Origin of the sequence: uncultured Pseudacidovorax sp., from assembly GCF_913773995.1 — a bacterium.
Taxonomy (GTDB): Bacteria; Pseudomonadota; Gammaproteobacteria; order Burkholderiales; family Burkholderiaceae_C; genus Xenophilus.
This window is the reverse complement of record NZ_CAJYES010000165.1, coordinates 1-10,472: the sequence shown is the minus strand read 5'-3', so window position 1 is coordinate 10,472 and position 10,472 is coordinate 1. Positions and strand designations below refer to the sequence as shown.

Sequence of the window (10,472 nt, the reverse complement as noted above, 5' to 3'; positions counted from 1 at the left end):
GCATCAACTGGGCGGGGTCGTGCGCCTGGCCGACGAGCTCCAGCGCCAGGCCACGCACGATGCTGCGCGCACCGTCTTCCGAGAAGGCACGGTGCTTGGCCAGCAGACGCGCAGTGTCGAGCGCGTCCTGCGTGCGGCCCGACAGGCGCGTCGCCTTCAGGCGCAGCCGCAGCGCCAGCGTGCGGCGCTGCACGCCCTGCGGCAGTTCGGCCAGACGGTCCAGCGCGGCGCCAGCATTGCGGTCTTCCAGGGCCCAGCGGGCCGAGCGCAACTGAACGCCGTCGCGCGTCTCGGCGGACATGCCGCCGCGCTCGCGGCCTTCGTTCAGCGCATGCTGAAGATGCGCATCGCGCGCCGCGCGGTCCTGCAGTGCCTGGGCACTTTCCGCGGCCATCAGGTGCGCCAGCACGCGCACCTGCTGCGACTGCGGCAGCCGCGCATCCAGGCCGGCCAGCACATGCTCCTGCGCCAGTGCCGCCAGCGCCGACTTGCGCGCCCGGGTGAAGCGGCCGGCCAGCAGTTGGACCACCGAGTCCAGCAGGGCGGCGTGCAGGTTGCGCTCCTTCTGCTGCAGCCGCCACTGGCGCGCCTGCACGGGCAGCGAAAACAGCGCCTGCAGCGCGCGCAGCGCGCCGTAGAGCAGCATGAAGACGAGGATCAGCAGCAGCAGCGCGAAATTGAGCGACAGGTCCACACGTGTGGGTGGCCAGAAGACGGTGACGATGCCCTGGTTGTTGCCCGCGAACAGCGCCACCGCGGCCGCGACCGCGAACAGCACCAGGAGCCAGACGGCCGCGCGCATGCCTCAGCGCCCTGCGGACACGGCGGCCAGGGCCGTGAGGGTGTCGTCGATGCGCGGCGGCTCGGCGGCCCGCACCAGCGCCTGCACCTGCTGCAGCTGCGTGGCGGCAGCCTGCACGCGGCGCGATGCCGGGTCGAAGTAGCGGTTGAGCGAGGCCGTCACGCCGGCCAGCTCGGCCCGTGCGGGCGCCACATGGCCGGCCAACAGCGCCAGCCGGGCACTCAGCAGCTTGAGCTTGAGGTTCTCGCGCAGGAAGTAGGTCTGGTCGGGCGCGAGCAGCACCGACTCGGGCCGGTCGATGCGCGAGACGCGGATCAGCGAGCGCACTTCATTGCGAACGGCCAGCAGGATGCGCTGCCACCAGGGCGCGTCGGCCGGCACCGCCTCGTTGGCCCAGCCGTCGCTCGCGGCCCGGTTGCCGCGCAGCGCCAGGGCATTCATGACGGGCAACTCGTCCACGCCCTTGAGCAGGTCGTCGAGCCGCGACAGGGCCTCGCCACCGTCGCCGCTGGCCGTGGCCCGGATGCGATCGGCATCGCGCTGGATGGCGCGCTGCACCGGCTGCAGGCGCGGCTGACCGGCGCGCGCGATGCGCTGGTCGCTGGCCTTGAGCGCGGCCAGCAGCGGCTGCACGTTGCCGGTGGCCTGGGCCTGTTCCAGCGCCAGGCGCAGCGCCGCGTCGATGTCCACCAGCAGACTTTCGTCGCGCGAGCGGGAGAGGCTCTGCAGGGCCTCCTCGACCTGGGCGCGCTGCAGGCTGACCTCGGCCAGACGGGTTTCAAGCACGGCGACGCGGGCGTCGGCGGCGCGCACGGTTTCCTGCGCTTCGCGGGCCAGGGTCCGGGCCTCGGTGGCCTGGCGGGTGGCATCGGCGCTCTGGCGCGCCAGCTGCTCCTGCATGCTGCCCACCTTCTGCCACAGCATGGCCGCCATGACGATGGCGATCAGCGAAGCGAGGGTGATGGCGCCAAAGGCCAGCCGTACCACCAGCACGGCGCCGGGGGCGGGCACGGGAGACGGGGGAACGGGGGCCAGGGGTCGCGCGACGGGATCGGTGACGGTGTCGTCGGTCGCGGGGGGTGCGCTCATCGCGAGAATTCTATCGACGCGGCCACGGCGTCCAGGTCGGGCGCCACGACGCGGACGGCGCCGAAGCCGGCATCGCGCGCGGCCTGGGCAATGCGCTCGTGCGTCGCCAGGGCCGTGGCGCGCGACCAGTCGGCCCAGGACGCCAGCGCACGCAGGTTGGCCACGGCCTCCGAACTGCTGAACAGCCAGATCGATCCGCCCGCGAGGGCCGCCTGCACGATCCGCACGCTGGCCTCGTCGAGCGCGGGCACCAGGCGGCGATAGACGGGCAGTTGCACGGCCACGCCGCCGGCCGCCTCGATCTGGCGCGAGAGCCAGTCGCGGCCCGCGGCGCGGCCCTGGGCATCGGCACCGCGCGCCAGCCAGACGCATACGCCTTGCCTGACCTGGCCATGGACACGCGTCCACAGCGACTCCGAATCGAAGGGGCCTTCGGCGGGCGGCTGGTCGATGCGTTCCGCATCCACACCAGCTTCGGCCAGCGCGCGGGCCGTGCCGGGGCCGGTGGCCCAGCAACGGCAGGCGACGACGACCTCGGGCGGCCGGGTGGCGAAGAAGTGCCGCACGGCGGAGGCGCTCACGAACATCAGGGCCTGCGGCAGTGCGTCGACCGGCCAGGCGATCGCTCCGGCCAGCGGCGCAATCTCGATCAACGGCAGGGCGTGCACAGCGACGCCCCTTGCGCGCAGTGCCTCCGTCCAGCGCGTGGCTTCGGGCTCAGGCCGCGTGACGATCAGCGACGGCGCCGCAGTCATGGCGAGGCAGCAAGCAGCTCGGGCCGCGCCGCTGGCGCTCAGCCGAGCCGAGCCCCGCCGGCCTGCAGGCGCCGCGCTGCCTCGGCCCCCAGGGCCTCGGCGGCGACCAGATCGGCGGCGGCATCGGTCAGCTCGGCCCGCACCAGCGCACCTGGCTGCTCCGCATCACCCCAGGCGGCACGCACATGCAGCCGCCCGTCGCCGAGGTCCTGCACGAACGCGGCCAGCGGCACGGAGCAACTGCCGCCCATCGCCCGGCTCACCGCGCGCTCGGCCGCCACGCGGCGCCAGGTTGTCATGTCCACCAGCGGGGCCAGGGCCTCGCGAAGGTCCGGCCGGTCGGCACGGATCTCGATGCCCAGCGCGCCCTGCCCAGCGGCCGGCAGCATCTGTTCGGGCTCGAAGGCGGTGCGGATGCGCGAGGCCAGGCCCAGGCGCATCAGACCGGCTGCCGCGAGCACGATCGCGGCATAGTGCCCTTCGTCGAGCTTGCGCAGCCGGGTGTCGAGGTTGCCGCGCAGCGGCTCGATGCGCAGGTCGGGCCGCAGTGCGCGCAGCAGCACGGTGCGCCGCAGGCTGGAGGTGCCGATGACGGCCCCCTCGGGCAGGTCTTCCAGCCGCGCATAGTTGGGGGAGACGAAGGCATCGCGCGCATCCTCGCGCTCCAGCACGGCCGCGAGCTCGAAGCCTTCGGGCAGCTCCATCGGCACGTCCTTGAGCGAATGGACGGCGATGTCGGCGCGGCCCTTTTCCAGCGCTAGCTCAAGTTCCTTGACGAACAGGCCCTTGCCGCCGACCTTGCTGAGCGTGCGGTCCAGGATCTGGTCGCCGCGGGTGGTCATGCCCAGCAGTTCGACCGTGTGGCCCTGTTCTTGCAGCAGGTCCCGCACATGCTCGGCCTGCCACAGGGCAAGGCGGCTTTCGCGGGTGGCGATCACGATGTGGCTCACAGAGCGGTCTCCGCGTGGTTTGCTGGGTCGCGGATGCTAGCATGTTGCGCCGCAGCAACGACTGATGGCGCACACCACAACCACTGCGAAGAGGAGAGTCCTGCATGCCGCCTGTCACCCGGACGAAGAGCACGAAGAAGCCCGGCGACACCATCGCCCCGCCCTTGCGCAAGGGCCCCGACGATGCCCCGCTGATCGAAGACATCCGGCTGCTGGGCCGCATCCTGGGCGACGTGATCCGCGAGCAGGAAGGCAAGGACAGCTTCGAGCTGGTCGAGAAGGTGCGCACGCTGTCGGTGGCCTTCCGCCGCGACGCGGACCACTCGGCCGATCGGGCGCTCAAGCAGTTGCTCAAGGGCCTGTCGGCGGCGCAGACGGTGCAGGTGATCCGCGCCTTCACCTACTTCAGCCACCTGGCCAACCTGGCCGAGGACCGCCACCTGATCCGCCGCCGCACCGAGGCCGAGCGCGCAGGCGAAGCCATCGACGGCAGCCTGGACGTGGCCCTGGCCCGCATCCGCAAGGCCGGCGTCTCGGCCGAAGACGTGGTGGGCACGCTGGCCCACAGCTACCTGTCGCCGGTGCTCACCGCGCATCCGACCGAGGTGCAGCGCAAGTCCATCCTCGATGCCGAGCGCGGCATCGCCCAGCTGCTGACGGCCCGCGACGAGATCCGGCAGCGCCAGGTCCTGTTCGCCGGGCAGAAGGACACGCTCACCCCGCGCGAGCTGGAGGAGAACGAAGCCCTGCTGCGCACCCGCGTCGTGCAGCTGTGGCAGACGCGGCTGCTGCGCTTCACCAAGCTCACCGTAGCGGACGAGATCGAGAACGCGCTCTCCTACTACGAAGCGACCTTCCTGCGCGAGATTCCCAAGGTGTACGCCGCACTGGAGAAGGCCCTGGGCGCGGAGCACATCGCTTCCTTCTTCCGCATGGGCCAGTGGATCGGCGGCGACCGCGACGGCAATCCCAACGTCACGGCCGAGACGCTCGAATACGCCCTGCGCCGCCAATGCGAGCTGGCCCTGCGCCACTACCTGACCGAAGTCCACTACCTCGGCGGCGAGCTGTCGATGTCCGCCACGCTGGTCGATGTGACGGTGGAGATGCAGGCCCTGGCCGAGGCCTCGCCCGACCCCAACGAGCACCGCCACGACGAGCCCTACCGCCGCGCGCTGACGGGCATCTATGCCCGCCTGGCCGCCACGCTGCGCGACCTGACCGGCGGTGTGGCCGCGCGTCATGCCGTGGCGCCGCAGAACCCCTACAAGTCGGCCGAGGAGTTCCTGGCCGACCTGCGCACCATCGAGGAATCGCTGATCGACAAGCACGGCAGCGTGCTGCTCGACCAGCGCCTGCGCCCACTGATGCGCGCGGTGGAGGTCTTCGGCTTCCACCTGGCCACGGTGGACCTGCGCCAGAGCTCCGACAAGCACGAGGCCGTGATCGCCGACCTGCTCAAGGTGGCCCGCATCGAACCGGCCTATGCCGAGCTGGCCGAAGAGGACAAGCAGGCCCTGCTGCTGCGGCTGCTGAACGACGCCCGGCCGCTGCGCGTGCCCGGCGCCGGCTACCAGCCGCTGACGGTGAGCGAAGTGGCGATCTTCCAGCAGGCGCTGGAATCGCACCGCCGCTACGGCCGCGCCGCCATCCGCCACTACATCATCAGCCACACCGAGACCGTGAGCGACCTGCTCGAGGCCATGGTGCTGCAGAAGGAAGTGGGCCTGCTGCGCGGCACGCTACAGGAGGACGCGGTGTGCGACCTGATCGTCGTGCCGCTGTTCGAGACCATCGCCGACCTGCGCAATGCGGCGCCCATCGTGCGCGCCGTCTATGAGCTGCCCGGCGTGCGGGCCATGATCCAGCGCTCCGGCGGCGAGCAGGACATCATGCTGGGCTACAGCGACAGCAACAAGGACGGCGGCATCTTCACCAGCAACTGGGAGCTGTACCGCGCCGGCATGGCGCTGGTGACGCTGTTCGACGAGATGAACGAGGGCCGCAAGGACGGCATCCGCCTGCGCATGTTCCACGGCCGCGGCGGCACGGTCGGCCGCGGCGGCGGGCCCAGCTACCAGGCCATCCTGGCGCAGCCGCCCGGCACCGTGCGCGGGCAGTTGCGCCTGACCGAGCAGGGCGAGGTCATCGGCTCCAAGTACGCCAACCGCGAGATCGGCCGGCGCAACCTGGAGACGCTGGTCGCTGCCACGCTGGAGGCCACCTTCCTCGGATCCACCAAGTCCGCGCCCACGTCCTTCATCAACGCCGCGTCGACCATCTCGCAGGCCAGCATGGACGCCTACCGCGCGCTGGTCTACGAAACGCCCGGCTTCGTCGACTACTTCTTCGGCTCCACGCCCATTCGCGAGATCGCCGAGCTCAACATCGGCTCGCGCCCGGCCTCGCGCAATCCCAAGCGCAACATCGAAGATTTGCGCGCCGTGCCCTGGAGCTTCAGCTGGGGCCAGTGCCGGCTCACGATCAACGGCTGGTACGGCTTCGGCAGCGCGATCCAGGCCTTCCTGGCCGAGGCCCAGAACCCTGCAGCGCGCAAAGAGCGCGAGGCGCTGCTGCAGAAGATGTATGCCCAGTGGCCCTTCTTCCGCACGCTGCTGTCCAACATGGACATGGTGCTGGCCAAGAGCGACCTGCAGCTGGCCGCGCGCTACGCCGAGCTGGTGGGCGAGCGCAAGCTGCGCCAGAAGGTGTTCTCGATGATCGAGGCCGAATGGCGCCGCACCTCCGATGCGCTCACGCTCATCACCGGCGCAAAGCAGCGGCTGGAGGGCAATGCCGAGTTGCAGCGCTCGGTGCGCCATCGCTTCCCCTACATCGACCCGCTGCACCATCTGCAGGTCGAGTTGATGCGCCGCTTCCGCGGCGGCGACGGCAGCGAGCGGTTGCAGCGGGGCATCCACCTGTCGATCAACGGCGTGGCAGCGGGCTTGCGCAACACAGGCTGATGCTTGTTGCCGCCTGGAGGCGGAACTAATATGGGCACCCATATTCTTTGATATGGGTGCCCATATGAAGACCACCATCGAACTTCCCGACCCCCTGTTCGCCCAGGCTCGGCGTTATGCCGATGCCCACAACATGAGCATGAAGACCCTGATCGAGCAGGGACTGCGCACCGTGATGGCCGAGAAGAAGGCCGCCAAGCCTTTCAAGCTGCGCGACGGCAGCGTCAACGGCCAAGGCCTGTCGCCCGCCTGGCGCGACGCTGGGTGGGACCAGATGCGCGATGCGCTCTACGGGCCGGACGCAGGGCGGGGCGGATGATCGCGCTGGACACCAACCTGCTGGTGTATGCGCATCGCGCGGACAGCCCCTTCCATGCCGCGGCGGCCGCCAAGGTGGCCGAACTGGCCGAAGGCAGCAGCGCCTGGGCCATCGCCTGGCCCTGCCTGCACGAGTTCTACGGCATCGCGACGCACCCCCGCGTGTACTCGCCACCCAGCACGCCGGACCAGGCGCTGCGCCAGATCGACATCTGGCTGGAATCGCCGACGCTGCATCTGCTCTCCGAGTCGCTGGACCATTGGCCACGACTGCGCGCACTCATCGCCGAAGCCCGGCTACAGGGACCGATGGTGCATGACGCGCGCATCGCGGCGCTCTGCCTCAGCCATGGTGTGCGCGAGCTCTGGAGCGCTGACCGCGACTTCAGCCGCTTTCCCAACCTGCGCGTGCGCAATCCCTTGATCGGCTGATCGCCGCCGGAGCGCGTCTGGCGGCGCGCCGAAGCACGGGTCCCTCATCCCATTCGCTGACGGAATAGCGCTTATCGCCAGCCCGCGTCTTCTGCGTTCGCCCCGCCCTTCCTAGAGTGAGGTCCATCGAACGAGGAGACGAACCCATGGCAAGAATGACCGCGGCCCAGGCCGCCGTGCTGGTGATGGAACGCGAGGGCATCACGCAGGCCTTCGGTGTGCCCGGCGCCGCCATCAATCCCCTGTATGCCGCACTGCGCGCCCATGGCGGCATCGGCCACATCCTGGCGCGGCATGTGGAAGGCGCGTCGCACATGGCCGAGGGCTACACACGCGCCGTGGCGGGGAACATCGGCGTGTGCATCGGCACCTCGGGCCCGGCAGGCACCGACATGATCACGGGGCTGTACTCGGCCTGGGCCGATTCCATCCCCATCCTGTGCATCACCGGCCAGGCGCCGCGGGCCCGCCTCTACAAGGAGGACTTCCAGGCCGTGGACATCGAGTCCATCGCCAAGCCGGTGACCAAGTGGGCCGTCACCGTGCGCGAGCCGGCGCAGGTGCCGCAGGTCTTCCAGCAGGCCTTCCACCTGATGCGCTCGGGCCGGCCGGGGCCGGTGCTGATCGACCTGCCCTTCGACGTGCAGATGGCCGAGATCGAATTCGACATCGACACCTATGCGCCACTGCCCGCCTACAAGCCGACCGCCACGCGGGCGCAGATCGAGAAGGCGCTGGCCATGCTGAACGCGGCCGAACGGCCGCTGATCGTGGCCGGCGGCGGCGTCATCAATGCCGACGCCAGCGCGCTGCTGGTGCGCCTGGCCGAGCTGACCGGCACGCCGGTCATCCCGACGCTGATGGGCTGGGGCGCCATCCCCGATGACCATCCGCTGATGGCCGGCATGTGCGGCCTGCAGACCAGCCATCGTTACGGCAACGCCACGCTGCTGGCCAGCGACTTCGTGCTGGGCATCGGCAACCGCTGGGCCAACCGGCACACGGGCTCGGTGGACGTCTACACCCACGGCCGCACCTTCGTGCATGTGGACATCGAGCCCACGCAGATCGGCCGCGTGTTCATGCCCGACTTCGGCATCGTCTCGGACGCGGGCGCGGCGCTGGCCCTGTTCGTCGAAGTGGCCGAAGCCATGAAGGCCGAGGGCCGCTTGCCCGACCGCAGCGCCTGGGCCGCCGAATGCCGCGAACGCAAGCGCACGATGCTGCGCAAGACCGACTTCACCGAGGTGCCGATGAAGCCTCAACGCGTCTACCAGTGCATGAACCGGCACTTCGACCGCGAGACCTGCTACGTCAGCACCATCGGCCTGTCGCAGATCGCGGCCGCGCAGTTCCTGCACGTGTACCGGCCGCGCCACTGGATCAACTGTGGCCAGGCCGGCCCGCTCGGCTGGACGGTGCCGGCCGCACTGGGCGTGCGCGCCGCCGATCCGTCGCGCCGCGTGGTGGCGCTGTCGGGCGACTACGACTTCCAGTTCATGGTCGAGGAGCTGGCGGTGGGTGCGCAGTTCAAGCTTCCGTACATCCACATCGTGGTCAACAACAGCTACCTGGGCCTGATCCGCCAGGCACAGCGCGGCTTCGACATGGACTACTGCGTGCAGCTGGGCTTCGAGAACATCAATGCCGCGCCCGACGCCGGCATCGAGCGCCACTACGGCGTGGACCACAAGAAGGTGGTCGAAGGCCTGGGATGCAAGGCCATCCGCGTGCAGCGGCCCGAGGAGATGCAGCCCGCGCTCGACCAGGCCGAAGCGCTGATGGCCGAGCACCGCGTGCCCGTGGTGATCGAGGTGATGCTCGAGCGCGTGACCAACATCGCCATGGGCACCGAGATCGACGCCATCCGCGAGTTCGAGCCGCTGGCCGATGGCCTGGCCGACGCCCCCACGGCCATCGCCGCCGCCATGCTCGATTGAGCCCCCCCTTCCCCAAAGCAAGAGACCGCCATGCCCCGCTTCGCCGCCAACCTCGCCATGCTGTTCACCGAGCTGCCCTTCCTGCAGCGCTTCGAGGCCGCCGCCCGCGCCGGCTTCGAGGGGGTGGAATACCTGTTTCCCTACGACTTCGAGGCCCGCGAACTGGCCGAGGCCCTGCGCGCCCACGGCCTCGTGCAGGTGCTGCACAACCTGCCGGCCGGCGACTGGGCGGCGGGCGAGCGCGGAATCGCCTGCCACCCGGACCGCGTGGGCGAGTTCCGCGACGGCGTCGGCCGCGCCATCGGCTACGCCAAGACGCTGGGCTGCCCGCAGCTCAACTGCCTGGTCGGCAAGCTGCCCGAGGGCGCGACGCTCGGCGACGTGCAGCCGGTGCTGGTCGACAACCTGCGCTTCGCGGCACGCGCGCTTGAAAAGGCCGGACTGCGCCTGCTGATCGAGCCCATCAACCACTTCGACATTCCCGGCTTCGCCCTCACCCGGACCGATCAGGCGCTGGCCCTGCTCGATTAGGTGGGCGACGCCAACCTGCGCATCCAGTACGACGTCTATCACGCTCAGCGCATGGAAGGCGAACTGGGCAACACGCTCGGCCGGCACCTGGGCCGCATCGGCCACATCCAGGTGGCCGACAACCCGGGCCGCGGCGAGCCGGGTACGGGCGAGATCCACTACCGCTGGCTCCTCCAGCACATCGACGCGCTGGGCTATGACGGCTGGATCGGCTGCGAGTACAAGCCCCGCGCCGGCACGCGCGAAGGCCTGGGCTGGATCCGCAGCCTGGCGCATTGAGCCCGCAGCGGGCCACGGTCCATCGACGGAGACACACTCATGAACACCAATACCAACACCAGCGCCGACGCCCACGACGCCAAGAGTCCACCCTCGGCGCCGCGTCGAATCGGCTTCATCGGCCTGGGCATCATGGGCACGCCCATGGCCGGGCATCTGGCCGATGCCGGCCACACGCTCTTCGTCCACACCCGTGGCCAGGTGCCGGCCGCATTGGCAGGGCGGACCGAGGTCTGCGCCAGCGCCGCCGAGGTGGCGCGCCACGCCGACGTGATCTTCCTCATGGTGCCGGACACGCCCGACGTGGAGAAGGTGCTGTTTGGCGAACATGGCGTGGCCGAGGGGCTGAAGGGCTCACCCCACGGCGAACGCATCGGTCGAGATCGGAAGAGCACACGTCTGAACTCCAG

At 70.2% G+C, this 10,472-nt stretch carries 8 protein-coding genes and 1 pseudogene; 5 read left to right on the top strand and 4 right to left on the bottom strand.

Annotation, left to right across the window (positions count from 1 at the left end):
- The 4 genes from QZ772_RS15390 to hemC form a co-directional block, all read right to left on the bottom strand.
- A partial coding sequence (locus QZ772_RS15390) for a heme biosynthesis HemY N-terminal domain-containing protein (RefSeq protein ID WP_295527955.1) occupies positions 1–802 on the bottom strand: 802 nt, incomplete at its 3' end.
- A gap of 3 nt (positions 803–805) precedes the next feature.
- The gene (locus QZ772_RS15385; RefSeq protein ID WP_295527952.1) at positions 806–1,891 is read right to left on the bottom strand and encodes a uroporphyrinogen-III C-methyltransferase; all 1,086 of its coding nucleotides are present in this window, start codon (positions 1,889–1,891) and stop codon (positions 806–808) included.
- Positions 1,888–2,646, bottom strand: coding sequence for a uroporphyrinogen-III synthase (locus tag QZ772_RS15380; protein ID WP_295527949.1), 759 nt, complete (start codon positions 2,644–2,646; stop codon positions 1,888–1,890). The genes QZ772_RS15385 and QZ772_RS15380 overlap by 4 nt, the downstream gene beginning before the upstream one ends.
- A gap of 38 nt (positions 2,647–2,684) precedes the next feature.
- Positions 2,685–3,596 carry a hydroxymethylbilane synthase gene (gene hemC, locus QZ772_RS15375; RefSeq protein ID WP_295527946.1) on the bottom strand — a complete coding sequence of 304 codons (912 nt, stop codon included), beginning with the start codon at positions 3,594–3,596 and terminating at the stop codon, positions 2,685–2,687.
- Positions 3,597–3,700: 104 nt separating this feature from the next.
- Between hemC and ppc the strand changes: the two genes are divergently transcribed.
- The 5 genes and pseudogenes from ppc to hyi all read left to right on the top strand — a co-directional run bounded on the left by ppc (position 3,701) and on the right by hyi (position 10,062).
- Entirely contained in the window at positions 3,701–6,562 is a 2,862-nt protein-coding gene (ppc, locus tag QZ772_RS15370; protein WP_295527943.1) for a phosphoenolpyruvate carboxylase, read from the top strand.
- 64 nt (positions 6,563–6,626) lie between these two features.
- Positions 6,627–6,881: a hypothetical protein gene (locus QZ772_RS15365; RefSeq protein WP_295527940.1), complete on the top strand. Its 255-nt coding sequence runs from the start codon at positions 6,627–6,629 to the stop codon at positions 6,879–6,881.
- Positions 6,878–7,312 (top strand): TA system VapC family ribonuclease toxin, encoded by a 435-nt coding sequence (locus tag QZ772_RS15360; RefSeq protein WP_295527937.1) that lies wholly within the window; start codon positions 6,878–6,880, stop codon positions 7,310–7,312. Before QZ772_RS15365 ends, QZ772_RS15360 begins: the two co-directional genes overlap by 4 nt.
- 146 nt (positions 7,313–7,458) lie before the next feature.
- The gene (gene gcl, locus QZ772_RS15355) at positions 7,459–9,252 is read left to right on the top strand and encodes a glyoxylate carboligase (RefSeq protein ID WP_295527934.1); all 1,794 of its coding nucleotides are present in this window, start codon (positions 7,459–7,461) and stop codon (positions 9,250–9,252) included.
- 30 nt (positions 9,253–9,282) lie between these two features.
- Positions 9,283–10,062, top strand: a pseudogene (hyi, locus tag QZ772_RS15350) (hydroxypyruvate isomerase).
- The last annotated feature ends 410 nt before the right edge of the window (positions 10,063–10,472 follow it).